Source organism: Dyella nitratireducens (assembly GCF_014642835.1).
Lineage (GTDB): Bacteria > Pseudomonadota > Gammaproteobacteria > Xanthomonadales > Rhodanobacteraceae > Dyella_B > Dyella_B nitratireducens.
Window position 1 is genome coordinate 831,174 of record NZ_BMJA01000002.1, and the last position, 23,087, is coordinate 854,260.

A 23,087-nucleotide genomic window follows, 5' to 3' on the forward strand; every position below is an offset into this window, starting at 1 on the left:
GGCAAGGCACGGATAGGTATGGCGGCAGCCGTGAAATACCTCGCCCTGGCAGCGTTGTGTGTCTTCACCACCGCCGCCCACGCCAGCAAAGACCACCCCGTCATCGGCTTCTCCATCGACGACCTCCGCCTCGAACGCTGGGCCCACGATCGCGACTACTTCGTTGCCGCCGCCACCAAGCTCGGCGCCACGGTCTACGTACAATCCGCCGATGCCAGCGAAGAGCGCCAGGTCGCCCAACTGGAAAACCTCATCGCCCGCCGGGTTGACGTACTGGTGATCGTGCCGTTCAACTCCAAAGTGCTCAGCAACGTCGTAGCCGAGGCGGAGCAAAATGGCATCAAGGTGATTTCCTATGATCGCCTGATCCTCAACGCCAACGTCGATGCCTACATCACCTTCGACAACGAGCGCGTCGGCGAGCTGCAGGCGCAAGGCGTGCTGGATCGCGCGCCGAAGGGCAACTACTTCCTGCTTGGCGGCTCGCCCACCGACAATAACGCCAAGATCATCCGCCAGGGCCAGATGAAAGTGCTGCAGCCGGCGATCGACAACGGTGCGATCAAGATCGTCGGGCAGCAGTGGACGCCGGATTGGGATGCCTCCAAGGCCTTGCGCATCGTTGAGGATGCACTGACCGCCAACGCCAACAATATTCAAGGCGTGGTTGCTTCCAACGACGGCACGGCTGGCGGCGCGGTCCAGGCGCTGGCCGCGCAAGGGCTGGCCGGCGAGGTGCCTGTGTCAGGTCAAGATGCTGATCTGGCCGCGGTCAAGCGCGTGATCGACGGCACGCAGGCCATGACGGTGTACAAGCCGATCAAGAAGATTGCGACGGAAGCGGCACAACTTGCCGTGCAACTGGTGCGCAATGAACAGCCGCACTACACCACCACCTTGAACAACGGCACCAAGGACGTGGACACGGTACTGCTCACGCCCATCCTGTTGACGCAAAAAAATGTCGACGTGGTGATCCAGGACGGCTTCTACACGCATGACCAGGTGTACGGCCACGGAGCGGACAAGCCATGAGCGACTACCTGTTCGAGATGCGCGATATCCGCAAGTCGTTCGGCGGCGTCAAGGCGCTGGACGGTATCGACCTGCAGGTTCGTCCCGGCGAATGCCTTGGATTGTGCGGCGAAAACGGTGCCGGCAAATCGACGCTGATGAAGGTACTGTCGGGCGTGTATCCGCATGGCACCTGGGAAGGCGAAATGCTTTGGCAGGGCAAGCCGTTGCACGCGCGTTCGGTGCGCGACAGCGAGCAGGCAGGCATCGTCATCATTCATCAGGAACTGATGCTGGTGCCGGAACTCTCCGTGGTGGAGAACCTGTTTCTCGGCAACGAACTCAAGCTGCCCGGCGGGCGCATGAACTATGAGGCAATGTATGCGCGCGCGCATGCCTTGCTGAAAGAGCTGCAGCTTGAAGACGTGAACGTTGCGCTGCCCGTAAAAGCTTTCGGCGGCGGCCACCAGCAACTGTTCGAAATCGCCAAGGCGCTGGCCAAGGATGCACGCCTGCTGATTTTCGACGAGCCCACCTCGTCGCTTTCCGGTAAAGAGACCGAAGTGCTGCTCGGCATCATCGAGCGGCTCAAGCAGCGCGGCATTGCCTGCATCTACATCTCGCACAAGCTGGATGAAGTAGCGCGCATCTGCGACACGGTCAGCGTCATTCGCGACGGCAGGCACGTTGCCACCAAGCCGATGAGCGAGCTGGACGAAGACAGCATCATCGCGATGATGGTCGGCCGCCGATTGGAAACGTTGTATCCGAAAATCGACCACGAGATCGGCGAGGTGGTGTTCGAAGCGAAACACGTCACCTGCTACGACGTGACCGATCCCTCGCGTCAGCGCGTGAAAGATGTTTCGTTCTCGCTGCGGCGCGGCGAGATTCTCGGCATTGCCGGCCTGGTCGGTGCCGGACGCACCGAACTGGTCAGCGCCATCTTCGGCGCCTATCCCGGCCGCAGCCAGGTCGAGCTGATCATGGACGGCAAGCCGCTCAAGATCCGCTCGCCGCGCGACGCCATTCGCGCCGGGCTTGGCCTGGTGTCGGAAGACCGCAAACGCTACGGCATCGTGCCGTTGCTGGGCGTGGACAAGAACATCACCCTGGCAACGCTGCAGCATTACGCCAGCGCCGGCCATCTCGACAGCGGGCGCGAATGGAGCGTGGCCGAGGCGCAGATTGCTTCGCTGCACATCAAGGCGTCCAGCGCGGCACTGCCGATTGCCAACCTGTCCGGCGGCAACCAGCAGAAGGCGCTGTTCTCGCGCATGCTGCTGACTAAACCGCGCATTCTGATTCTCGACGAACCGACGCGCGGCGTAGACGTCGGCGCGAAGGTGGATATCTATCGCCTGATTTTCGAACTGGCGAAAGAGGGGATTTCGATCATCCTGGTGTCGTCGGAACTGCCGGAGATTCTCGGGACGAGCGACCGCGTGCTGGTGATGGGCGAGGGGCGCTTGTGTGCGGATCTGCAGAATGACGGGCTGACCCAGGAGCAGGTGATGGCGGCAGCGATTCCGCAGGCGAAGAGGGCGTAGACGCATTGCTCCCTCCCCTACGTGCAGTAGGGGAGGGCTGGGGTGGGGTGAAGCAACCTCGCGGGGAGTTCAAATCGTGCGGCAAGCCCGAGCAACCCCACCCCAACCCTCCCCTGCACGCAGGGGAGGGAGCATGGCAACTCGCATAACTGAAACAGATTGAAGGAACACGAGCTTCCACATGCGCGCACAAGAACTACGAACACTCTTCGTCCGCTACAAAATCCTGGCGCTTCTGCTTGCGCTAGCGGTGATCTGGATCTTCTTCCACATCGCCACCGACGGCGCCTTCATCAGCTCGCGCAATCTTTCCAATCTGCTGCGCCAGACCTCGATCACCGGCATGCTGGCGTGCGGCATGGTATTCGTGATCATCGCGGGTGAAATCGACCTGTCCGTCGGTTCCTTGCTTGGCCTGCTTGGTGGCATTGCAGCGGTGCTTACGGTCAATTTGCAGTGGGGTTCCTGGCCTGCGGTGATCGTGGTGCTGTTGCTGGGGCTTGCTGCCGGCATGCTCAATGGCTTTATCGTCACGCGGCTGCGCGTGCCCTCATTCATTGTCGGCCTGGGTGGCATGCTCGCGTTCCGTGGTGTGCTGCAAGGCATTACGCATGGCGCCACCATTGCGCCGGTGCCGGCCGACATGGTGTATCTCGCGCAGGGCTACGTGAATCCCACGCTTTCGAGCTGGCTGGCGGCGATTGTCTTCGTGGCCTTGGCGGCGATGACGATCATGCGCCGCCGCCGCCGCGCGGCTTTGTCGATTCCGCAGTCCGCCGCATGGCGGGACGCCGTCAAGGTGATTGCCATCGGCGTGGTGATGGCCGGCTTCCTGGTGATGCTCAACCGCTACAACGGCGTACCGCTGCCGGTGATGATCCTGCTCGCACTGCTGGCGATCTTTACCTACATCGGCACGCAGACGGTATTTGGCCGGCACATCTATGCGGTGGGCGGCAATATGGAAGCCAGCCGGCTGTCCGGTATCGACGTGTCCGGCGTAAAGATGGTGGTGTTTGCGCTGATGGGTTTGATGTGTGCGTTTGCCGGCATCATCAACACCGCACGGCTTGCCGCAGGTTCGCCTTCCGCGGGCACCAACGGTGAATTGGATGCGATCGCGGCATGCTTTATTGGTGGTGCTTCCATGCGCGGCGGTGCGGGTACCGTGCATGGCGCATTGATTGGCGCATTGGTGATGGCAAGCCTCGACAACGGCATGTCGATGATGGACGTCGACAATTACTGGCAGTTGATCGTGAAGGGATCGATTCTGGTGATTGCCGTGTGGGTGGATGTGTTGTCGGGCACCAAGCGCGACTAACCCTTGTAAATCCGGATGGCACGTAGGTTGGGGTGCAAACCCCAACATCGCCATGCTTGGACAAGCCATGTTGGGGTTTGCACCCCAACCTACGATCACGAGAAAAAGGGGAGCACCGCAACATGGTGAACGCGTCCCGTCGCAACATTTTCAAGATGGCGCTAACCAGCGCCGCCGCGGCGCCCTTCATGGCGAAGGCGGCCACCGCGTCATGCGCACCATACAAACCAAAATGGGCTCACGGCCTGGAAAACCAGCGTAAAGCCGACCTCGGCAACGGCACTTATCTCAACCCTATCGTCGCCGGTGATCATCCCGATCCCACCATCCTCAAGGATGGCAGCGACTACTACATGACATTCACGTCGTTCTGCTACTACCCGGGCATCGTGATCTGGCATTCCACCGACCTGGTGAACTGGGCGCCGATCACCGCCGCGCTCACCAAGCCGCTCGGCACCATCTTTGCGGTCGACCTGTGCAAGCACAACGGCCGCTATTTCATCTACATCCCCGCGGATACAGGCAAAGGCTGGTCGATCCATGTGATCTGGGCGGACGACATCAAAGGCCCGTGGAGCGATCCCATCGATATGAGCATCGTGGGCTGCATCGATCCGGGGCATGTGGTGGGCGAGGATGGCAAGCGCTATCTGTTCGTCAACGGTATTCGCATGGTGCGCCTCACGGACGATGGTCTTGCTGCGGATGGCCCGCTGGAGCACGCCTACAGCCCGTGGCGCTATCCGGAAGACTGGGTGGTGGAGGATTTCGCGCCTGAAGGGCCGAAGCTTTTGCGTCACGGCGAGTGGTTCTATCTGATCACCGCCGTAGGTGGCACGGCCGGGCCACCGACCAGCCATATGGTGATCGCTGCACGTTCCAGATCCATCCACGGTCCCTGGGAGCATTGCCCGCACAATCCGTTGGTTCGCACCAACAGCGCCGACGAACCGTGGTGGTCGCGCGGTCACGCTTCGTTGGTGGAAGGTCCTGCGGGCGACTGGTGGATGGTTTATCACGGCTACGAAAATGGTTTCCGAACGCTGGGTCGACAGACCTTGCTGGAACCGATGGCATGGACGACTGATGGTTGGTTCAAGGCGATGGGCGGGGATCTCTCCAGGCCGCTGCCTGCGCCCAGAGGCGGCAAGGCAAGCCCTTCCGGTGCAGCATTATCAGATGACTTCACCACGAACCGATTGGGGGTGCAGTGGACGTTCTACAACCCGAAGCCGGAAGACATGCAGCGCGTCAGTTACGAGGCGAACGGTCTGCGTATCGCCGGCAAGGGCCAATCGCTAGCGGATACGTCACCGTTGACGTGCCTGGTCGGCGACCGTGCCTACGTCGCCGAAGTAACGCTCGATCTTATCGGAGATGCCGAAGGTGGCCTGCTGCTTTTTTATAACCCAAAGGCGTTCGTCGGTATCGGATTCACACCAGAGCAGTTAAAAACCTTCGAGTACGCCTCGGAGTTGAGTTGGGCACGAAAGCCCATGCGTACATCCAGCGTGCGCATCCGGCTTACCAACGACAACAACGTGGTGACTTTCCATTATTCGCACGACGATGGTCGAAGCTGGACGCTGCTCGACCTGCGCATGGAAGTGTCCGGCTTGAATCACAACGTGTTCGGTGAGTTTCTCAGTCTCAAGCTAGGTATCTACAGCGCGAACAGCGGCAGTGTACGAGTCCGGGATTTCAGGTATCGCGCCATTGCCTGAGCACATGGCCCATTAATACAGTTTGTTGGATCACTCGAGCCCTCCCGGCTCGAGCCTGCAAGCTTTAGCCTTTTGCGCATCGTTCGCGGCCCCAGACCGTGAACGTACGAGTGCAGGCAGCGACATACCAACCCCTGGTGACGCTGGTTGGACGGCGCCGGCATGGACGCGAGTTCATGCCGGCGTTTTTTTATGTGTGTTGAATTTAAAGACAGATTCTGTCCCAAAACGACAGAAGCTTGGCGTTGTAGGTTGGGTTAGCGCAGCGTAACCCAACAATGCCACGCGAAATGTTGGGTTACGCCGCGCTAACCCAACCTACGTGTTCGGATTTATTTCGTGACGCAACGTTCACGACATTTATCAAAACAAAAATCGCTACTTACGAAATTGGATGTTCAAACGCATATCTGCGATTTTTGATTTGACGCCACACGCGCACACGATTATCGATAGCAATGGATCATGCAGCTACATCAGCCGCATGAAAGAGGGGAGTGACAATCCATGTACGTATAAGGGGTTCGACTCCCCGTAGTGTTTGCACGCCAAAAAAACATGGCTTGATTCATCACATCGGGAGAAAGATATGAAGAAGATGCTTGCTTCGTTGGTTGCTGGTGCATTGCTTAGCGCAGGCGTGGTCGGTGCTGCGCACGCGGGTGCTTACAATCTTTATTCGCCGTATTTCGCGTGGGACAACAATTTCAACAACAGCAATATCGCGTGGAGCCCATCCAGTGGCCAATACCCGCAATGGACGGCTTCGTTCAATTTCTCCAGCTACAGTCTGTACGGCTATCCGGCCAGTATCCGCGGCTGGCATTACGGCTGGAATCCGACCGGCGATACGTTGTTCCCGAAGCAAATTTCCACTGCCAGCACGATTCCGGCGGCGTTCTCGTATGCATCTGGCGGCAGCAACATGGCCGGCGACTTTGCGTATGACATGTTCTTGCGCAACGACAACCAGAAATCCACACCGCAACTGGAAGTGATGATCTGGGCCGGCAACAACTCCTATCCGATCGGTTCGCCGATCGCCACCGGCGTGATCACCGAAAACGGCGTGACTTACGACTTGTGGTACGGCGACAACTCGGCTGCGGGCTACTACGTCTACACCTTTCTGCCCCAGCGCAGCAGCGTGCCGGCCAGCTTGCCCACGAGCGGTAGCGCCAACATCGACATCATGCACTTCTTCAACACGCTCGTCGGCCGCGCCAGCTTCAGCAAGTCGATGTATCTGGATGTGGTAGAGGCCGGCTGCGAGATCACACGCGGCAACGGCTGGGTGAGCACCACCTGGTTCCAGGTGAATGCGCAGTAATTGGCCTTTCAGCGCCCTCTACCGGAAGAAATGAGGGCGCTGTTTGCGGCGCATAGGAGCAGGCAAAAAAACGGCGCCGAAGATGGGGCGGATAGACATCTTCGGCGCCGCGAGTCGGACAACGGTTGCAAAGGGAGGAAAACTCAACCGTTGTGCATGCCACATAACGTTACTGCATCGTCAGGCCGACCACTGGGAAGTCGCCCCTCACAGCATCGCGGGGATGCCCTTGCAGTGTCGCCAAACCTTTCCGGCGTGCCCATGGCGCAAAGGGTCAAATCCTTGTGCGAATGGGCCAATACTCAGAGCCTGTCTCATGTCTCCTCGCAGCCCGTCTGGCCTCTGACTGGCCGTCATGCGGCCGCGCCAGCTTGACCACCTGACGACTGCTCAGGAACGAAGCGAACCACGCTGGGACACTAAGCCGGCTCTCAGTTGAGAATCTCCCGCCAATTCACACGCTTGACCTGGTTGGTGGTGCTTGAGCCATTGACGTTCGAGTCGATGTTCTTGCCCGTTGTGTCAGTACCGATCGCACCGATGCTGCCGTCAGGATTCTTTACCAACTGCACGCTGGTGAGCGCGGCGGCGTTGGTGTTGAGGTATTTCACCTGCGTCCCGCCGCTGAGCAGCACCGATACGCCCGCGTAGTTCACGGCATACAGCGCGCCTTGCAACGAGCAAGGATCGCTCGAAGGAATCACCGTGACCCAGGCGACCACGTTCAGACCGGTCGCTGTGCTGGGCGCCACCACGATGCGTTCGGTACCGCCATTGCTGCCGCCGGCCGTTCCAGTAAGGTCGTAATACCAGCCTGACGAGGTATCGCTGAGCGTTGCGCCGGTGATCAGGCTGGTAATGGGCGTCAACACGCTGCGCGTCAGCGGCAAGCCGCTGGTGGATGGTGTGCTGCCACTACCGTCACGCAGGGCGTACATCGTCTGTTGCTGGGTGTCGGTCAGGTCGGTGATGTCGAGGAATTTACCGGTACCCACGAACACCCAGCGTAGGGTGCTGAGACCGTCGGAACTGATGCTTTCTTCCACGCGCGGCATCGTGGTGATGGGCTGCGCATTGCCGGAACCATCGGTGAGCGTGGCCAGCAGGGTAGGCGATGGATAGTTGCCAGTCGGGTTACCGGAAGAATCGACCGCCGCTTCGGTGAGATCGAAACGCCACACGTTACCCAGCAGGTCGCCCGCATAGATCTGATCCACGGTGCCATCCGTCACATCCTGGGTATACGCCGTGGCTTGCGCCAGCCCTGCAGGCTTGGCGGCACTGCCCACGCCGGTGTCGATCTTCTGCAGAATCGCGCCGGTCTGGATGTTGAGAATGTACAGAATGCCGTGGCCGGCGAGGCTGCCGCCGGTGTTGTTGTAACCGGAGGTCACCGCGACCACCCAGCCGTATTTGCGTGTCTTGATGATCAGCGGTGCGCCATAGCTGTAGCCCATGTCGGCATCGGTGAACTCCCACAACACATTGCTGGCCTGTGACTTTTCCACTTTCGTGCTGCTGGTGGTGTCGACGACGGCAGGCACGCTGGTGATGTCGAGCGCATAGATGCCCTTGCCGCCTTTGCCCAGGCCTCCCGCCAGGACCGTGTGCCAAGCCGACGTGGATGCAGTGGAAGTCGGATTGCTCGCGCCGTTGCTGGTATAGGTGAAGTCTGCATCGGCTACCTGCGGCGTGGCATCGACATAGAAGTGATGCGCAAAGTTATTGCTCGATACACCATTGAGATTGCCCAACGCGGGCAGGCCATCCACCAGCGGCGTGTTGTTGGGCCCGTTGAACAACATGCTGGGAATGTAGGCAAACAATTCGCTGCCACCACCGGTTACGGCGTTGGAGCTGGTGGCGCCCTGGAAATCTGCTTCGAACGCATGCAGCATGCCGTCGTTCGCACCCACGTAGACCACCGGCATGCGGCTGGCAACGTTGGACGTGAAGGTGGTGTAGCCAGGATTGTGCGATTCCGTATAAGAAGTTGACAGCGCACCCTGCACCAGCACGGCTGCCGAATTGACGATGTCGCCGAGGATATGCGCACGTGCTCGGAACTCCGTGCCTTCATTGCTCTTGTCGCCGCGCAGATAACTGACGAAATCCGAGCCGGCACTGGTGGCATCCACTGCCGACTGCTCGGAGGACGACAAATTGGTGTAGCGGAACGGAACACCCTTGCTGCCGTTCCACGTGATGATGCGCCGACCGGTGTTCCAGCCCACGATGTTGGTGGACGAGGAACTGGACGTAGCCTGGGTGAGCGTGTCCAACTGCAACTGCGCGTGCCAAGGCGATGTACCGCTGACGGCACTGATGGTGCCGTCGCTGGCCGTAGTGGCCACCATGCCGGTGACGTCGCCCGTCCATGTAACAGGCGTGTATTGCGTGGTGTAAGCCGGAAAACCCGCTGCTGGTGCGTAGTAAGGCGCAGTGTTTGCCGTGACGCTGGTCAGCGCGCGGCTGGTGTTGATCGTCAGGCCCGAGCCGGTTTGCGAGGACGTGGATGCAATGTTGTTGAAGATCTGCTGCAGGCCGCTCTGGATCAGGCCGGCCTGGTTGCCCGGAAAATAATTGTCCGGACGCAGATTCTTGGCCGCTGCCGTGGTGTTGTTGGTATGCCAGGTCAGGATGTTGGCCGGCACACCATTACCGTTGACGTCGTTGAAGCCGCCATATTTCGCGGCCAGCCAGTACATGTTCGGGCCGGCGCCCTTGCTCAGATTGCTCGGGTTGTAAGTCGGGTGACTGGCGCTGCCGTCGTAAGTGCCGGGTTCAAGCACGTCGACGACATAGGTAGTGACCTTCTGGTTGCCGGCGACGTCAGCGCGAATGTCATTGATGTGCGCGTAGTAGGCCAGACCGGCCATGTTGTAGGTCGCGTATTCGGGGCTGCCGATTTCATAGGCCCCACCCAGTGACGCCACGCCCAGGTATTGCGCCATCGTCTGCGAAGCGGCGGTGGTGCCCTGTGCTTCGATGAGCGGTAGATTGCCGAGCTTGGTGACGTAGTTGGAAGCGTCCAGCGCAGTGCCGACCGTGCCACCTGCTGTCAGCGGCGTGAGGCCAGTGCCCGGCCCCGAACTGGGCACCGCTGAGTCCAGCCAGGTATGCGCGTCGCCGATGGTGACGATGGCGTTGTTCTGGCAGGTGTACTGAATCGGGTCGTTGACCGTGGGATTATTCGATGACTTGGCCGGCGTGCCCGTGAACACCGGGAAAGTGGGGTCGGTGCTGTTGCTCTGCGAAAGGCCATTGGTGTAGCTCGAATCGAGCGGCACCTGCATGTAGTAGGCGAGTGTCGACCAGTACAGGTCGCCGACGGTGTCGTATTGCTCGTAGTTGCCGTTGTAGCCGAATTTGTTGAGGTAGTTGATGGCGCCGCTGTCGGTGAAGGCGATATTGCCTGGCGCGGTGGCGTAGGTCTTATCGGCAGCATCGGGGTTCTGATAGAAGATACCGCTGCTTGGATCCCATTCTGCATATTTGTTGCTGGTGCGGGCACCGTAGCCGTTGTACGCCGTGGGGCCGTTGTCGTGCAGCAAGGCGCGCACCACGCCGTTGGGGCTCGCATTGCCGAACAGAAACCCGTAGCCGGCGGCACCGACGCGGATCTTGGTGAAATTCTGCTGGATCAAGCCGTCGGGCTTATTGTAGACGCCTGCGCCGATGTAATCGGTGGTGTTATGCGCCGAATTGCAATTGCTCTCCAGCATGCCAGCGACGCACACCTGCACCTGTGCGTTGTAGGTGGTGGCGACATTGTTGACGTTGCCGGTGACGCCTGAGTTGCTGAACGCGCTGTTGTTCGAAATGACGAAGGTTGAGCCTTGTGCATACGAGCGCAGATACACCGTGGAAAGCGATGAATAGTTGCTATCGCCGATCACAGTGGAGGGCGAAACGTTCGCGGTCGAACCATTCACGGACGCACCGATCGTCTTGTCCGGAAAATTCTTCAGAGTACTTTGCGCTGCGTTCAAGTTGGAACGTTTAAGCACCGTCGTCGTCGCGTTGTCGACGGAGCGATTGCCGCCAGTGAGAGCTTGGCGGAACTCATCCAGCGACGTCATCAGCGCCCAGTTGAGCATGTTGCCGCTCCAATGGCCGCTGCAGACGGGACCTGTGCTGTTCACCGGTACGAAATAGCCTGCGCCGGTGTTGTTGTTGTAGTCATAACACTTGGCCGAATCGAAATAGCCAAGGTAGGTAGTGCTGGCCGAATAGCCACTGCTATCCGTATACGCGCCCACCGTGCCGGTGGGGTATTCCACCGATAGCGACAACATCAGGTTGGCCGGCACGTTGGAGGTGCTATACACCGGCGTATCGGCGAGCGTGGTGGCGGCAGACACGCCTGCACTCAGGGTCAGTGCCGTGATGCATGCCAGCAACCTGCAATGGAGACGAGCGTAGCGAAGGGACTTGAGCATGGCCGTTTTCGAGTTGAAGGTTGAGCAGTAGGCGGGCTGCGTTGGCGACGCCTAGCGCAGGATGGTTTGCACGTATGCGGTGGTGCCTTTGGGGCCGTCCACGCGCACTGTCAGGCGGAATGCCGCATTGGGGGAGGTATTGAAGGTGTTGCCATCCGAGCTCTGGTTGGACATGCTGCCGCTGGTGACCGTCGCTCCCGGCACGATGCAGGTGGAGGCGCTGGCAACACCAGCACTGGGGCAAAGCCGCTCCACCACATAAGAGATGGTGTTGCCGTTTGTGCTCGACACCGAGGCGTAGCCCGACGTCTTGTTCACCAGGATGTCCGGTATGTCGCCTGCAGAGCGCGTCGTAGCCGGTTGCGGTTCCGCGTAATAGCCAAGACTGGCGTTGTCATTGTTGCTGGTGGGTTGGCTGAACGTGATGTTCTGTTGCGCATTCACGTAGGCGCGCTCAGCTTCCTGTAACGCACTTTGACGGAAGGTAAGCGTGGTAGCGATGCTGTTGCTGGTATCCACCGAACGCATCAGCGCCATCGCTGCCAACAGCGATACGACCAGCACGATCACGGCCATCAGAGTGGAAATCATGCCTTGCTGCCGGAAGTGAGCATTCATATCGCGTCGGCCTAGTAGAACTGGGAAACCATGGCGTTGCGCACCGGGATGGTGGTTTCGTACACCTGGTAGCGAAACTGCGTGCTCGTGGTAATCGTGTATCGCACAGACGAGTCCAGGTCCTTGAACAAGGTGAGCGACGTGTTGCCGGTATAATCGGTCGAGCGTTCCGGCAGACGGCTTTGCGCCACGATCGCCACGCGAATTGCCTTGATCTGTCCCATCGCCGTGGCTGCGGCGGACGTTCCCGCCGTAAGCGTGCCGATCGCCCAGCTGCCGGTCGGCTGCACCCAGGTGAGGCTGCTCGAACTGCTGGTCTGGATGCCGTACAACGCTTTCATCATCACGATGCCATCGGCAATCGGCGTGACCGTAGCGGTCTGGTTGTTGACTTTCCGCTGCAGCAGATCCCACGACACCAGCGAGTTGGTGGACGCGTCGATGCCATACAACGTCAAGGCGGGCGAGGGACCGACGTCGAACACATTGGTGGCGGTTTGCAAGCCGGTGGTGGGGCTATTCGTCGTATCCAGCGCAAGAGTGGTGCTGGATACCTGCGTCGCCGTACCGCTGCTGCTGGCGGTGATGTGCGCCATGGCGCAGGTGCCATTGGACAGTGTGCCAACCAGGTAATCACCCGTAAGAATGCCTAGCGCGTTGCCTACGACCACGCTGCTGGCGGATGGCGTGCTGCTCACATTGATGTTGAACACTTGCAGCGCGGAATTGCCGCCAACTACACCGATCACGTCCGGTCCGGTGCTCCCACCGTAGGCGATGAGTACCGGCACCAGGCGCGTAGTGAGCGGCCAGCTTGACGACGTGAATGGCGAGGGCAGGGAAGCGGCCGGCAAGGTTTGTGTGCCGTTGGTGTAGGCCGTCACGGGACAGCCCCATAAACCATGGTTGTAACCCTGCACAATGCTTGAGCCCGCCGTGCGCAGCTGGCGTTCCAACGCATACAGTGCATAGCTGCCGTTCTGCTGTGCGTCGTTACCGGTGGTGGTGCTGCGCTTCTTGCCCTCATACACGGCAAACGCCGCCATGATGGCCAGCATGCAGATCATGCTGACCACCATGCCCACCAGCAGCTCAATCAATGAGAAACCACGCGGGCGCGCCATGGATGGCATGGTTTGCTCAGGTACCGATGGCGGTAACGGATACATACTTGTGCACGCTGTTGTCGGTGGGGGCTTGCCAGAAGACAGTCACCGTCACCTGGTATTCGGTATTGCCGGAGCTGGAGATGGATTGCGGCACGATGTTGATGCTCGGCGGGTTGGCTTTCACGCCGGGCAGGCAGTTGTAGACATGCCCTTGCGCCGTGCAATCCAGATCGTCGAGCCAGTTGGTATAACCGGTGCCGCCACTGCCGGCGCTGCCTTGGAAATTGGTCGATAGCGCGGACAGATCGGATGCCCACATCTGTGCAATCACGTGATCGGCCAGCATCGCTGCATTGATGCGATTGTTGGAGGCGCTGGTCATCTCGACCGCCGAGCCTTGCAGCGCGACCATGCCGAGAATGCCGATCGAGAAGATCAGAATGGCGATCAGGGCGTCGATCAGCACGATGCCTCGCTGCAGCGGGGCATGGCCGATCGGGCGCATCGAACGGTACCTGCCCTTCATGTGCCTACCCTTTGTGTGCATGTTCTTCATGGACACCCCATGACGTTTTTGCTCAATGTGAAAGCGGGATCGCACATGTTCACCATGCCACCCGGTGAGATCGTGGTAACGAGACGTCGACTGCTCGACTGCAGCGATGTCGCGGCGGCAGTGGCATCGATGCGCAGCACCGATGTGCTGCCGTAGGCAGTAGGGCGCCCGAGTGCGTCGAAGGTGACACCGGCAGGAACGCCGCCGCTGACGATGCTGCTGTAAGCGCTGGAGGTGGACGTGCTTGCGGCTACCTTGCTGGTTGCCGTGGTAGTGCCTACCTGCACCGTATTTGCGCTGGGCGAATTCCAGCTTTGGATGGTGTTGGTGGCAGTACTGCAATCCGTCGCTGCCAAAGCACTGACCGTGCTGGCCGGCAACTGGCACACCTGCCAGCTGGTGGCGGAGTTCAACTGAAAGCGTACGTAGCGCCCTTGCTGCGAGGCTTCGTTGCGCGCCAGGCGAAGACCGTTCTGGATTGACTCGGTCACCGTCCGGATGCGCGTGTTCATCGTCCATTGCTGATAGCTGGGAATGCCGAGCAGAACGAGAATGGCGAGGATGGTCACGGCGACCATCATCTCGATCAGGCTCACGCCGCGCTGGCCAGCCGCGGTCACTGGCAGACTCCCTTGTTGGTGACCCAGCAACTTGCGGGCACGGTGTACCAGCCATTGGCGTTGGAGGTGCCGCGGTTATTGCTCTGATCGATGGTGAAGCTGAAGTTGGCGAGGTTGGCCGAGGCGTTGCCGCTGGCCGTGACGGTGTATCCGGGATCGCCGCTGCTTAGCGTGGTGAGCGCACAGGTATAGGTGAAGTAATTGGACGTCGGCATCGCGGCACCACAGTTCGCCGAATTGCCGGCGCTCGCGTACTGGCGGTTGTCCTGATAGTACTGTTCCATTAGCACGCGCGTTGCACTCAAGCCGTTCTGCGCATCGGTCAGCTTGCCGCGAATGATGTAGTTGCTGTAAATCGGCAACGCGATCGCCGCGAGAATCGCGATGATCCCCACCACGATCATCAACTCGATCAACGTAAAACCAGCCGCATATCCGCAGCGCCTGCGTAATGTGCCCATGGACCGCCCCTGTACGGTATGGAACCTGCGCGAGGCTCCGGAAAATTGCATCGAAGAAGTGCCGACTGCGTTTGCATCATCCTTGTGAGTTGTCGGAACCATCCGTCCGTGTGCGAATGGTGCTGATGAAATGATCCGGATTTGCGCGCGCAGTGCCCATCGCAGGAAAGGACAAAGTTGCTGTCAGATAGGGACAGTGCGCAGTGATGTGACATGGCACCTGTCTGCGCGAAGCATGTGCGTGTCGTTGGTGACAGCTGAGTCGCACGTAGGTTGGGGTGCAAACCCCAACATCGCGATCTGGTCGAGATGGTGATGTTGGGGTTTGCACCCCAACCTACTTACTTTGCGGCGAATGATGCTTCCGGCCATCAAGTCCCTGCCATGGTTGCCGATAGCGTCTTCTCACCATCTTCACAATGCCTGATCTAATCGCAGACCAGGTTTGCATGAGCTTGGCGAGTGGCTTAACGTGTCGGCCCGAGTCGCTGGTTGCGACAAGGCACAAGAAATCAGCGTCTGATCAGGGGTGGCGTAAGGTAGATGATGCATATGGAAGCTCGCTGGACATCGCTACGCTCCGGGTTATTGGTCGCTATCTTGCTGATAGCCGTGCTGGCCAGCGGCTGCGCAAAGGTAAGTATCAAGCCGAAGACGGCCGCTACATCTGCCGCACCAGCGCCCGTGTCCGCGCCAGAGGAGAGCGTCTCCAACGGAGCGGAAGCGCCGAGGTTGTCGCTGTCGGCCATCGTCAATCATGACCTTCAGAATGGTCGTTATGCGGAAGGTGAGAAGGAGCTGCGGCGCTATCTGCAGGATCACCCCGGCGATCGCGCAGCGCAGTCTTTCCTGCGGCAATTGACGGAAGACCCGCAGAAAGTCTTGGGCGAAGCATCCACGGCGCACGTGGTACAGCCGGGCGAGTCGTATAGCACGCTGGCCGCCAAATACCTTGGCGACCCCAATATGTTTCTGGCGCTGGCGCGCTACAACGGTTCGACCGATCCGGCCCGCATCCTGGTGGGTTCCACGCTGAAGTTGCCGGCGAGCAGTTCGGCTGCGGCAACGGCACCGCCCGGGCAGCCTGCTGCAACAATCGCTCCGGCGCCTGCTGTTCCGGCAGAACCAGCGCCTGCTCCGGTGGTGCCGTCGACACAGCGTGCACAGCAATTGGAGAATCAGAGCCTCGCGTTATACAGGCAAGGGCACAAGGACAAGGCCGTCACCATCTTCGACCAGGCATTGGCGCTAAACCCGCAGCTGACATCCTCCGACCCCGACTTTGCGGCGCTGCGCAGGATATGGGTGGCGGACTCGCATCAGGAGGCGATGGTGTTGTATCTGGACCAGCATCTGGATCAGGCGATTGCCTTGTGGAATCGCATTCTGGTGGTTGACCCGAGTTATGAGCCGGCGATGGTTTATCGGGCGCGGGCGTTGGAGCTCAAGCAGCGCTTGCAGCAGTATTAGTAGGCTGGGGTGCAAACCCCAGCATCGCCATGCTTGTAACCATGTCATGTTGGGGTTTGCCCCCCAACCTACGAGGGATGATGCTCCTCTGACCCCGCCACCGGGATAATCTGCGTAGGGTGCAGCACCACTTCAGGCTTGGGCACATCGGAAACCACGGCAACTTTTTCTGGCGGCGTTCCCAACGCTTCTCCCATCAGGTTGAACGCTGCAAACAGCCGCCCCAACTCATCGCGGCGAACGATGCGGATGCGATGCTGGTAATCCCCGCGCGCCACCCGCAACAACGACGCGACCATCAGATCAAGTGCGCCGCGCAACCGGCGAAACAGCCAATAAGCCGTAAGCAGCACCGCTGCCAGTGTGGTCAGCAACACCAGGCCGATCACGCCCAGCGCCGTATTTTGCGCCGTGTGCAACGGCGCCTGGCTGACGCCGAGACGCAAACGCCCCACCGTCTTGGTCTGATACCGGATCGGCACGTCGAACACGAGCGCATTCTGCAAACCATGCGTGCCGGCCAGGCGGGCGTGATAGCTCTCGATGCCGTTGGTCCATTGCCGCGTGGCGACTGTCACCGCCGGCAAGGTTTGATCGTTTTCGCCGGCCTGCGTGCTGGCGAGGATTTTTCCGTCGCGATCGGCAATAGCCAGGTAGTCGAGCTGTTCGTTGCGCGCCATGTCCTGCACCAAGGCGCGTGTGGCGGCGCGATCGCCCATCACGATGTTTTCCGCGGCGCTGCGGGCGATCATCTGCCCCAGCGAGCCACCGAAATCCTCCGCCAGGCCGGTGACGGCCACATGCTGCACGCCGTAGATGGCCAACATGCCGAGCAGCAGCACGGCAACCACGGTGGCGCCCAGCGTGACCGCCCATTGCAGGCCGAGTGATTGCAGGCGAGGGTGGGGCAGCTCTTCCCGCGATCGCTCGTAGCTGCGGCGCGCCAATCGCAGATCGTCCACAACCTCTGCACCGGACTGGTAACGCGCCTCCGGCGCCGGTGCCATCAACGTGCGAATGATGTCGATCAGGATCGGTGGCGTGCCCGGGTCGTGCGGCTTGATGGGCGGTTCGGGCAAGCGTTGCCGCTGCCGTATAAACCGCTCCACGTCGCCGGCATACGTCCATGGCAGCCGGCCGGTCACCAACCAGAACAGCACCACGCCCAGCGAGAACAGATCGCTGCGTGCATCCGCGCGTTCACCACGCAGGCGCTCGGGCGACATATAGGTGGGCGTCCCACCGATCTTGCCCTGCATCGCCGTCGACGACTTGGTGCGCGTGGCGCGTTCGGCGATGCCGAAATCCGCGATCTTCGCGTGCCAGCCATCCAGCAACATGATGTTGTCGGGTTTGATGTCGTGATGGATCACGCCTTGTGAGTGCGCGTAGTGCAGGGCGCTTGCAAGTTGCGTAGCCAGCTCGAGCAGTGCCGAGGCGGATGGCATGCCATGTGTCGCCACATGGGAACTAAGCGTTTCGCCCGACAGGCGTTCCATTGCGATGTACGGGCGCCCGTCCTCCGTTTCACCCGTATCGAAAAGAGTGACGATATGCGGATGCGTAAGATGTCCGGCGGCACGCGCTTCCACCAGAAAGCGCTGGCGATAGTCAGGATCTTCGGCGAAGTTGTCGTGCAGGCATTTGATCGCGACCTGGCGCTGGATCTCCGGATCGAAGCCGGCGTACACGATCGACATGGCTCCCTGGCCGAGGATGCCGTCGATGCGATAGCGCCCAATCGTGGGGGGGATGGCCTGGCTCATGCCGGCTTCGGTCAGAGAATCCACCAAGTGAGGCCGGCCAACACCAGTAACCCTAGCAGTGCTGCCGCGGCGTAGCCGAAAAGCTGTCCTTTGGGCTTGTGGTGCTCATGTGTGAGAAAGCTGAATTCCGCTTGGCCGAAACGTACTCGGTCCGCGTGTACCAGCACGGTCTCGTGGATGCGCTTGTCGTTGACGAAGGTGCCGTTGGTGGAAAGCGTATTCATCAGCACATAGTGGCCGTGCTGGTTGACGATCCATGCATGCGTGGCTGACACACTCGGATCATTGATCACGATGTCGTTGTCGACCCGGCGACCGATCGTCTGCCGGCCTTGGCGCAAGGTATAGCGTTGCCCTTTGAGTGGCCCTTGGGTGCCTTCCAGCACCGGTTCGCGCGAGGTGGCACGGCCATCCGATGCGGGCGTATCGTCCAGCGCCAACTGCTGTATTTCCGCAGCGGACAGCAGCTGCGTGCCCTGCGGGCCTGCGCGAAGCTTGCCGGCCTTGGTGGGCTGCGGCTGGCCAGTATTCATAGACATTCCAGATCCCCTGTTGCAGGGGAAACTATATCGAAATCATGGAGGGTTGCGACAAGCCCGTTCTCGCACAGGTGAGCGGTGTGTCGCTGTTTGCCATCGAGGCTTGCATGGAAATCATCGAATGCCGCGCCTTGCCGGTTCCTAGGCGGCACGACGCGACATCCGATGACGGCGAGAAAATACCCGAATGCAGCCTGTGCACTTAAGAGCTGCAAGGGCCCAATGACTGTCGGTTTGGGCCATGCTGATGAAATAAAAACGTGCACCACCGCACAGTTCAGTAAGCAAGACTTGCGCCTGGCTGAATGTTTTCGTCGGATATTGCGTTGGCTCGCATGCAAGACATGCCGCGCGCCGAAACAGGCATGGTTCTTCGGCCGTATCTGAAGCGAATTCACCGAAAATAAACATCCGAACCGCTGGTATATAAACGGTGAAACGCGGTAGCTTTCTTCCTCTCCCCCAGCATCGCGGCAGGGGAGTTCAATCAGGTAATGGGAAACGTGTATGCCCAATCGCATCAAGCCCACCATGACCGTCTATCCATGCCACTCTCGTTCGCAGCCGGTCGGCTCGTCCGACACGCCAAAGGTGTGGGTGACCTGGGAAGCCATCGAGCGTGAGCATTTCAACCCGAACGGTTCGCTCGTCGCCGATTTCTCCCATCCGATCGAAGTCGATCCCTCGCTGGTGAAAGACCATCGCTACATGCCGGATGAGGTCACCTGAAGTGGGTGACCGCGCGTTATGCCTGAATGCAAATCCTGATTTATCGCTGACGTTTTTTCATTCCGGCAAGACGCGACGTTCACGTTAATGCTGTTTCAAAGCGAGTCGTCATTCCGGCGAAAAAATGCCTCGCGGCAGTTCCCATCAGCGGGACATTTTCCAGCCTTGGAACGCTTGAGGGTGCGCGAACGTAACGCCTTGAATTGACGAGGCAGTACATTTCCACATCGCTGGGTACTTGTAATCCCTTTCCGACTATCGGTACATTTCGCACCCTGCGGTGGGTAGGATTTCCCGCGTCTCGCTACATGGGTACCTACAATGGCGCCTTTGTCACCGCATTGCTGCATCTACGCAGGCCCTATCAAGGATGATGACGATGACCCAACAGGAAGCTAATGTCGCCGCGTTTTTAAGGCTTATCCGCTTTGCGGAGCACCATAGCGACAGCGATGACGTGTATTTCCTGCTGTACGGCGGCAAGCAGCGCTTCGCCGATACCAGCAAACACCCGAACCGCGAGATTGAAGCGTGGGGGAAGAAGTCCACGGCAGCCGGTGCGTATCAGATCCTTTATCTGACCTGGGACGACGCCAGGAAAAAAGGCATCGTGACCGATTTTTCCAAGGCATCCCAAGACAAGCTGGCCATCGAAAAACTGCGCAGCCGCCATGCCTTGGGATATGTCCAGCAAGGCGATATCGATCATGCTATTCCACTCCTGCGCAACGAATGGACGTCGCTGCCGGGTGCCAAGCAATCGAAAATGACCATGGACGAGGCGCGTACGCTGTTTGCCAAATACCTCAGCGAAGGAGCCGGCAAACCATGAAGCTGCGATTCTCGCCGGTGCTGCTTGCCGCCATGCTGGTCGTTTCCTGCGTACAGGCCGGTCCTCAGCCTGCGGCGCCCAAACGAAGTACAGGTATCGGCCATCTGGCCTGCGGCGGTTCCAGCTTGACGGCCGAAACGGTCTATCTCGACGTGCCTGACCAGGAAATGCAGAGACCTTCTCAGCGCATCACGCTGCGCCGGCCCGGGTCGAATGTTTCTATCGTGCTGCCCCACGATGGTCGTCTATTTCGCCAGCCGTTCCTGAAAAATACGCCTGTGCTGGATGCGGTCGTGAGCGGCTGGACATGCCTGACGGCTGCTGATGGCAAGGCATACATCTATGTTTCTTATACCTGCATGGAAAGCGACTTGCGTCCCGATTGTGCGGGCACGTCGCGCGAATGGATGCGTCTGTTCGATCCGCAAGGCAAGGAACTCAATGCAGGGTTTCCACGGGATGCAGGGCCACGCACATCAGCGCTCATGAAGCGGCTCGGCCTGGGGCGCTACGAGGATGAAGGCGTGTCATTACAGGGCATCGATGATTCGGCCAACCCATGATGGATGATGGCGTCGCACCGGTGCGCTTTGATCATGGGAAACTTGCGATCAATCAACGAGTTCGTTACGGAAGGCAGGCCGTTGCTTCACATGGGTTCACCAAATTTTCACGCGTGAAATTGGCGTTGCTACTCGGCCCGATTAAGCATAAATTTAGGCGGGTAACAGGGATCTTTTCTCTCGCGTCATCACACGTAATCTTGCGGCGGTTGTGGCGCGTCTATTTTCGTTGCGTAGGCCCACGGGGGAGGGCCGCCAAGCCGCTTTGTTTCACCTTTGAGGTCGGTTGCAAAGTTTGCTCCGTCGGGTGACGCACGTCTGTCATATGGCTGTAAACCGCTTTACCCGGCGGCTGGATTCGAATATTGCGGTTCCACAGTAGTTTTGATCCTTATTCCAAGGAGACGTCGTATGGCCAAGCAGAGCAGTCAGAAATTCATTGCGCGAAATCGCGCACCTCGTGTGCAAATCGAATACGACGTCGAGGTTTATGGCGCACAGAAGAAGGTGCAGGTGCCTTTCGTGATGGGCGTCATGTCGGACCTTTCCGGCACCAATAACGCCGAACTGCCGGCGATCGAAGAGCGCAAGGCGCTGGAAATCGACGTGGACAACTTCGATACCCGCCTGCAGGCGATGAAGCCGCGCGTGAGCTTCGCGGTGCCTAACACCTTGACTGGCGAAGGCAATCTCAGCGTCGACATTACCTTCGAAAGCATGGACGACTTTTCGCCCACCGCCGTGGCGCGCAAGGTGGGGGCGGTGGCCAAGCTGCTCGAAGCCCGCACCCAGCTCGCCAATCTCGGCACCTATCTGGATGGCAAGGCCGGCGCGGAAAAGCTGATCGCGCAGGCCATCAACGATCCAGCCTTGCTGCAATCGCTGGCCTCCGCACCCAAGCCGGAAGGGGAGTAAGCAACCATGGCAACCGAGAAACTGGCCGAACAAGGCGGCGCAGCACAAACCGTCGAAGCCGGCGACTTTGCTGCACTGCTGAGCAAAGAGTTCAAGCCCAAGAGTGACCGCGCGCGCGAGGAAGTGGAATCCGCCGTCCGCACGCTGGCCGAGCAGGTGTTGAACAAGGCGGACATCGTTTCCGATGACGTCACCCAGACCATCAACGCCTATATCGCCGAGCTGGATCGCAAGATCAGCGAGCAGCTCAACCTGGTCATGCATCACCCGGATTTCCAAAAGCTGGAAAGCGCCTGGCGTGGCCTGCATTACCTGGTCAACAACACGGAGACGGATCAGCTGTTGAAGATCCGCGTGTTCAACGTCTCCAAGAAGGAACTGGGCAAGACGCTGAAGCGCTACAAAGGCACGGCGTGGGACCAGAGCCCGATCTTCAAGAAAGTCTACGAAGAGGAATACGGCCAGCTCGGTGGCGAACCGTATGGCTGCCTGGTCGGGGACTACTATTTCGATCACAGCCCGCAGGACGTTGAAATGCTGTCCGGTATTGCCCAGGTGGCCGCCGCGGCGCATGCGCCGTTCATCAGCGCTGCCAATTCCACCCTGATGGGCATGGACAACTGGAACGAGCTGGCCAACCCGCGCGATCTGGCGAAGATTTTTTCCACGCCCGATTACGCCTCCTGGCGTTCGCTGCGCGAATCGGATGACGCCAAGTACCTCGGTCTGACCATGCCGCGCACGCTGGCGCGCCTGCCGTACGGTGCCAAGACCAACCCGGTGGATGAGTTCGATTTCGAGGAAGACACCGCCGGCGCCGATTCGTCCAAGTACACCTGGCAGAACGCTGCCTATGCCATGGCGGTGAACATCAACCGCTCGTTCAAGGAATACGGCTGGTGCTCGCGCATTCGCGGTATCGAATCCGGCGGCGCGGTGGAAGGCTTGCCGGTGCACACCTTCCCGACCGATGACGGCGGCGTGGACATGAAATGCCCGACCGAAATCGCCATCACCGACCGCCGTTCGGCGGAACTGGACAAGATGGGCCTGATGCCGCTGGTCCATCGCAAGAATTCCGACATGGCCGCTTTCATCAGCGCGCAATCGCTGGCCAAGCCGGAGGAATACGACAACCCCGACGCCACCGCCAACGCGGCACTCGCTGCCCGCTTGCCATACATGTTCGCCTGCTGCCGCTTCGCGCATTACTTGAAGTGCATCGTGCGCGACAAGATTGGCTCGTTCAGCACCCGCGAGTCGGTGGAGAAATGGCTTGCCAACTGGATCAGCCAGTACATCGATGGCGATCCGGAGAATTCCAGCGAAGAAACCAAGGCGCGCAAACCGCTGTCGGCAGCGGAAGTCGTGGTTGAAGAGGTGGAAGGCGCGCCCGGTTATTACAGTTCCAAGTTTTACCTCAAGCCGCATTACCAGCTTGAGGGTTTGACCGTGTCGTTGCGCCTGGTCTCGCGTCTGCCGTCGGCGGCGAAGGCTTGAATCAGGAAGTAGTGCTGTAAAA

Annotated in this window: 19 protein-coding genes; 11 read left to right on the plus strand and 8 right to left on the minus strand. The window is 59.7% G+C overall.

Annotated features, from left to right (window positions below):
- Positions 1-30: 30 nt before the first annotated feature.
- From xylF to IEX75_RS14640, 5 genes are all read left to right on the plus strand, one after another.
- A complete protein-coding gene (xylF, locus tag IEX75_RS14620) occupies positions 31-1,035 on the plus strand; it encodes a D-xylose ABC transporter substrate-binding protein (protein ID WP_229720838.1) in 1,005 nt (334 codons plus the stop codon).
- Complete coding sequence (locus IEX75_RS14625; protein ID WP_188795024.1) at positions 1,032-2,564, plus strand: xylose ABC transporter ATP-binding protein; 1,533 nt, start codon at positions 1,032-1,034, stop codon at positions 2,562-2,564. The genes xylF and IEX75_RS14625 overlap by 4 nt, the downstream gene beginning before the upstream one ends.
- A gap of 181 nt (positions 2,565-2,745) precedes the next feature.
- Positions 2,746-3,888, plus strand: coding sequence for a sugar ABC transporter permease (locus IEX75_RS14630; RefSeq protein ID WP_188795025.1), 1,143 nt, complete (start codon positions 2,746-2,748; stop codon positions 3,886-3,888).
- Between the two features lie 122 nt (positions 3,889-4,010).
- Positions 4,011-5,615: a family 43 glycosylhydrolase gene (locus IEX75_RS14635; protein WP_188795026.1), complete on the plus strand. Its 1,605-nt coding sequence runs from the start codon at positions 4,011-4,013 to the stop codon at positions 5,613-5,615.
- 589 nt (positions 5,616-6,204) lie between these two features.
- Positions 6,205-6,945 carry a GH12 family glycosyl hydrolase domain-containing protein gene (locus IEX75_RS14640; RefSeq protein WP_229720839.1) on the plus strand — a complete coding sequence of 247 codons (741 nt, stop codon included), beginning with the start codon at positions 6,205-6,207 and terminating at the stop codon, positions 6,943-6,945.
- Positions 6,946-7,376: 431 nt separating this feature from the next.
- Here IEX75_RS14640 and IEX75_RS14645 read toward each other — a convergent pair whose 3' ends face one another.
- From IEX75_RS14645 to IEX75_RS14670, 6 genes are read right to left on the minus strand one after another with little or no spacing between them, the layout of a single operon-like run.
- A complete protein-coding gene (locus tag IEX75_RS14645) occupies positions 7,377-11,387 on the minus strand; it encodes a pilus assembly protein (protein WP_188795027.1) in 4,011 nt (1,336 codons plus the stop codon).
- A 51-nt stretch (positions 11,388-11,438) separates the two neighbouring features.
- Positions 11,439-11,978: a pilus assembly PilX family protein gene (locus tag IEX75_RS14650; protein ID WP_188795028.1), complete on the minus strand. Its 540-nt coding sequence runs from the start codon at positions 11,976-11,978 to the stop codon at positions 11,439-11,441.
- Positions 11,979-12,016: 38 nt separating this feature from the next.
- Positions 12,017-13,129 (minus strand): PilW family protein, encoded by a 1,113-nt coding sequence (locus tag IEX75_RS14655; RefSeq protein ID WP_229720840.1) that lies wholly within the window; start codon positions 13,127-13,129, stop codon positions 12,017-12,019.
- Positions 13,130-13,145: 16 nt separating this feature from the next.
- Positions 13,146-13,640: a PilV family protein gene (locus IEX75_RS14660; RefSeq protein WP_188795029.1), complete on the minus strand. Its 495-nt coding sequence runs from the start codon at positions 13,638-13,640 to the stop codon at positions 13,146-13,148.
- Positions 13,641-13,666: 26 nt separating this feature from the next.
- The gene (locus IEX75_RS14665; protein ID WP_188795030.1) at positions 13,667-14,290 is read right to left on the minus strand and encodes a GspH/FimT family pseudopilin; all 624 of its coding nucleotides are present in this window, start codon (positions 14,288-14,290) and stop codon (positions 13,667-13,669) included.
- Positions 14,287-14,751 (minus strand): type IV pilin protein, encoded by a 465-nt coding sequence (locus IEX75_RS14670; RefSeq protein ID WP_188795031.1) that lies wholly within the window; start codon positions 14,749-14,751, stop codon positions 14,287-14,289. Before IEX75_RS14670 ends, IEX75_RS14665 begins: the two co-directional genes overlap by 4 nt.
- A 552-nt stretch (positions 14,752-15,303) precedes the next feature.
- Between IEX75_RS14670 and IEX75_RS14675 the strand changes: the two genes are divergently transcribed.
- Entirely contained in the window at positions 15,304-16,221 is a 918-nt protein-coding gene (locus IEX75_RS14675) for a LysM peptidoglycan-binding domain-containing protein (protein ID WP_229720841.1), read from the plus strand.
- Positions 16,222-16,289: 68 nt separating this feature from the next.
- Here the strand turns inward: IEX75_RS14675 and IEX75_RS14680 are convergent, their stop codons facing one another.
- Together IEX75_RS14680 and IEX75_RS14685 are read right to left on the minus strand one after the other, a co-directional pair.
- Complete coding sequence (locus tag IEX75_RS14680; RefSeq protein WP_188795032.1) at positions 16,290-17,987, minus strand: protein kinase domain-containing protein; 1,698 nt, start codon at positions 17,985-17,987, stop codon at positions 16,290-16,292.
- An 11-nt stretch (positions 17,988-17,998) separates the two neighbouring features.
- A complete protein-coding gene (locus tag IEX75_RS14685) occupies positions 17,999-18,526 on the minus strand; it encodes an FHA domain-containing protein (protein WP_229720842.1) in 528 nt (175 codons plus the stop codon).
- Between the two features lie 507 nt (positions 18,527-19,033).
- Between IEX75_RS14685 and IEX75_RS14690 the strand changes: the two genes are divergently transcribed.
- The 5 genes from IEX75_RS14690 (at position 19,034) to tssC (ending at position 23,065) form a co-directional block, all read left to right on the plus strand.
- Positions 19,034-19,255: a hypothetical protein gene (locus IEX75_RS14690; protein ID WP_188795033.1), complete on the plus strand. Its 222-nt coding sequence runs from the start codon at positions 19,034-19,036 to the stop codon at positions 19,253-19,255.
- A 379-nt stretch (positions 19,256-19,634) separates the two neighbouring features.
- Positions 19,635-20,087, plus strand: a complete 453-nt coding sequence (locus IEX75_RS14695) for a glycoside hydrolase family 24 protein (RefSeq protein WP_188795034.1) — start codon at positions 19,635-19,637, stop codon at positions 20,085-20,087.
- Entirely contained in the window at positions 20,084-20,650 is a 567-nt protein-coding gene (locus tag IEX75_RS14700; RefSeq protein WP_188795035.1) for a hypothetical protein, read from the plus strand. Before IEX75_RS14695 ends, IEX75_RS14700 begins: the two co-directional genes overlap by 4 nt.
- 411 nt (positions 20,651-21,061) lie before the next feature.
- Entirely contained in the window at positions 21,062-21,565 is a 504-nt protein-coding gene (gene tssB / locus IEX75_RS14705) for a type VI secretion system contractile sheath small subunit (RefSeq protein ID WP_188795036.1), read from the plus strand.
- A 6-nt stretch (positions 21,566-21,571) separates the two neighbouring features.
- A complete protein-coding gene (tssC, locus tag IEX75_RS14710) occupies positions 21,572-23,065 on the plus strand; it encodes a type VI secretion system contractile sheath large subunit (protein WP_188795037.1) in 1,494 nt (497 codons plus the stop codon).
- Positions 23,066-23,087: the final 22 nt, after the last annotated feature.